This is a genomic window from Flavobacterium difficile (genome assembly GCF_011392115.1).
Lineage (GTDB): Bacteria > Bacteroidota > Bacteroidia > Flavobacteriales > Flavobacteriaceae > Flavobacterium > Flavobacterium difficile.
This window is the reverse complement of sequence record NZ_JAAJBT010000016.1, coordinates 1-4,369: the sequence shown is the minus strand read 5'-3', so window position 1 is coordinate 4,369 and position 4,369 is coordinate 1. Positions and strand designations below refer to the sequence as shown.

General features: G+C 35.3%; 1 protein-coding gene. It reads right to left on the bottom strand.

The features are described 5' to 3' along the window. A partial coding sequence (locus G4D72_RS13235; protein ID WP_207784915.1) for a fibronectin type III domain-containing protein occupies positions 1 to 4,369 on the bottom strand: 4,369 nt, incomplete at both ends.

Genomic DNA, 4,369 nt, shown 5'->3' with positions numbered 1-4,369 from the left:
TCATTATTATAGTTCGTCTTAGTGTAAACCTCCTTACCATATCGATTGAAAATCTCAACCTTATTGGCAACCAACTCTAAGTAATCATTCAACCCATCTCCATTTGGCGAAATACCTTTTTGGATTTGGCAAAATTCAACTTGAATAGACATTGTTGTTGGGGAAGCACATTGCGGTGAATTAGGCGTAAATGTATAAATACTTGAACCTTCAACAGATGTATTAATTGTAGATGGCGACCATACTCCAATAATTCCATTATTTGAAGTCGAAGGAAGAATAACACTTGTATCTCCAATACACAATGGCTCAATTTGAGTAAATGTAGGTGTAACCAATGGATTGATTGTTACAGAAATAGTTACCGGTTGAGAACATTGGCCTGCAGATGGTGTAAAAGTATAATTGAATGTTCCTGGATTAGCAGTGCTGATTGTAGATGGACTCCAAGTACCTGAAATAGAATTATTTGACATAGTAGATAAAGCTGGAGCTGTATCATTTTGACAAATACTAGCTATAGTAGTAAAACTTGGAACAATAATTGGATCAACAACAATAGTCATGGTAGTACCAACTCCACATTGACCTGGATTTGGAGTAAATGTATAAGTTGTAGATCCAGGATTAGTTGTACTAATAGCTGAATTCCAAGTACCACTGATGTTATTGTTAGAAACTGTTGGCAATATTGGTGCTGTAGTATTCTGACAAATGTTTGGAATCTGTGTAAAAGTTGCTGTTACAAAAGGATCAATGGTTATTGTAAAGTTACTAGATCCTGAATTGATACAGTTGGCTAAATCGACTGGGTATGTGTAAGTAACCACATAAGTACCTGGTGTAGTTGCAGCTAAATTAATTGTTCCATTTGAACTGTTTAAATCTAAGCCCGTTCCAATATAACTAAAAGTACCACCTGAAGTAAATCCAGGACTTAAACTTGGTGTCGGATTTGTAGATGAAGTAACACAAACCGGAGTAGTATAAGTAAAACCAGTTGTAGCATTTGTATATGGTACAGGATTTATAGTAAATGGAATTGGTGCTGAATAACAATTGTTAATTAAATCATGTACTACAAAAGAATGGTTCCCTGGAGCAATACCCGTAAATGTTGTATTTGTTTGATATATTCCATTGTCTACACTATACTCATAACTCGAAGTGTTAAGTGTGTACTGTCCTAAATCTGAATAGTTTTCAGGATCAATTGCATTCCAATGAGTTGGATCCCAAGCTGTATTTGGAAGTGGATTGGCACTAGCTAATCTTCTGTAAGTATATCCTGTTTGTCCTGATGGAGTAAATGTAGTTCCATCAGTCGTACCCCAATTATCAATAACTACATTCGCTGAAGTTGTTAATTTGATATTATCATTATTATTTACACCTGTACAAGCTGCTAAAGTTAAATTAGGAGTAACTCCAGGAATATTTGCTGCACTACTCAATTTAATAATAAAAGTAGCATTTGGCGCTATTGTACCAGATAACACATTATCACAAGAAGTTGTGTATGGTAAACCTCCACCTGTAGTAAATACTCTCAACTTATAGCCTGATAAATTTATAGCGGCTGGAGTTCCATTATACAATTCTACATAAGATAATTGTCCTGCATTAGCATCAGTAACTTCAGAAATAAATAAATTCGAAGGCACTGTACCGCCTGTAGCAACTGGTGCAGTAATATTAATTGAACCAGTTTGAACTGCACAAGTTGGTTGTGTTAAGTAATCAAATGTTGGAGTTGGTATTGAAATAATATTTACGTTAAAAGGGTCTTCAGATGAACACTGACCATTTGTAGCATAAACATAAATTGTTGAATTTGTTGTAATAACAGTTCCCGCATTTAATTGAGTACCTGTACCACCAGTAGCAGTGTAATAATTACCCACTGTTAAAGCAGGAAGTATATAACTATTACAAGCATTCACATCCACTTGAGCAGGGATAACTGGTGAAGCAATAATTTCAACTTGAGTTGTAGTTGTATATTGTGGACAACCACCTTGAGCTGGAACCGTAAGAGTTACGGTATATAAACCTACATTGGCTAAAACAGGAATGATACTTCCTGTAACAGGATCTAATGCATTTTCTAAACCAACTGGTGAAGAAGAAAAGTATGTTCCATCTCCGGTATTACCTGTGATATTGATTGGCTGTGAAGCTGAATTTGATTTACAAAATGTAGCACTACTGTAAGCTATAGTTGCATTTGGAGTTGGAGTAATAATCACAGTTCTTGTAGCAATAATCGGAGCATTAGAAGCTGGCGCTGCTAACGTTGGAATTAAAGTACTAGTTACTGTATAAGTACCTGGTTGACTTGCTGGAAAATTAATCTCTCCAGTTGTTGGATTAATACTCATAGCGGTTGTTGAACCATCTTCTATTCTTACAGCTGAATAAGTTCCAGCAACTGCTCCTGCTAATAAAGTTGGAGTTTGATTTGCTGATGAATTACAATATGTTATCGCTGGATAATTAAATGTATTATAAGGATAACAGAATGATTGAGCAGTATTTGTTGGATTAGGTGTAATCGTAATTGTCCCAGGTTGATTAACGAAGTTTGTAACCATTAAAATATATACTTGCCCCTGAATTACGTTTACTGAGAAATTTTCAATTGCAGCTGTAGAATAACTACACTGAACTGGTGTTCCATTTGGAATTAAATTACATCCATTATTTCTACTTGGGAATGGCCCCCAAAGTGCATAATCAACATCCCCAGATGTTTGTGAAATTGTGTAAGCTAAAACACCATTTTGAGCAGCCTCTAAAAAGAAGAAACTTGCATTTGGTGAAGAACCTAAACATCCATATGCTCCTAAATTAATTACTCCTGTAGCATTTGGATAAGTAATTGGAGCATTACATAATGATACTGATTCAGGACATGGTACGCCTCCAATACATAAATCGAAATCTAAAGATTGATTAGTTGCAGAAAATACTCTAATATAATAAGTTTGACCTATAGTTAAATTATTAACTACATTTTGAACATTTGTAAAACATTGCACTTGAGTTAATGCACTACAGTTAGTTCCTGAGTATAAAGCAAAATCTACATCTGCTGCAGCAGGAATAATATTAGTTAAGCTCATAGTGTGTGTACTTCTTGTAGCTACAAATCTGTACCAAACATCATTAGCAGTAATAGAACATCCTGTAGGAACACCTGTGCTATTTGATGCACCGAAAAGTGTACCAGGATTTACTTGTGTACAATTTAAATCATCATTTACAATCGCAGTTGTAGCGTTAATACATAAATCATTTATTGGAGTTGTAGAAAAAGTAAACCCATCAGACCAAAAACTTGCATTTGAAGAAGAACAGATAGCTCTTACATAAAATGTATAAGTTGTTGACGGTGATAATCCATTAACAATATATGGCGGAGCTGCATTTACTGGAATACCTGATTGACCTAAAATTGGTGCATTTGCTCCAAAAGGTAATACTAAAATTTCCCATTGCGTTGCTGAACCAGATTCTGTCCAACTTAAACTTGCAGTAGTTGCACCAATGTTTGTAGCTGTTAAAGCTACTGGTTTAAAACATGTAATTGGTGGAGTACAATAAATTGTTGCATCCCAACCTGCACTAACTCCTGTTCCATTTGAAGTAAATACAAACGTTAAACATCCAGTAGTAGAAGTTGAAGTAAATGAAGGTGGTAAGTTTGTACCCGTATAGGTTCCTACGATTGGAGAAGTTGCTAAGTTTCCATCTCTGATAACTAAATTATCTCCAGTTGCAAGATTGAAATCATTAAAAACAACTGTAATCACATCTCCAGGGTTATCTGGACAAATAATTGATGTGATATTTTGGTTATTTGAATAGTTTCCTGAAATTCCACCTGTATCATAAAAATGATCTCCCGCACAATAATTTGGAGTAGTACAGAAATTTACTGGTACTGACCAAAAACTGAACTCAGTTGCAGAACATCTTGCTCTTACATATACATCATAACATGTGACTGAAGTTAAACCTGTAATTACAAATGGACTTCCAGTATTAGTTATAGTTCCTACAGAAGTTGCGGTAGGTGCGGCAGAACCTGCTGGTAAAACCAAAACTTCCCACTGTGTTTCTGTTGCTCCATTAGCCCAAGCTACTTGAGCCGTGTTATATCCAATATTTGAGATAACCAAGTTTCCTGGTTTCGGACAAGTTACTAAATCTAACTTAATGTTATCTATGGCAGCTGGTGGTTGATTTCCTGCTGTATTGTTATTTCTCCATTCAAAAACTACTCTCATGTTTCCACCGGCATACGGCACCGCATTTAGTGTGTAATTTTGTGTTGTAAAATTTGAATTCGAATTAAAATCGTTTC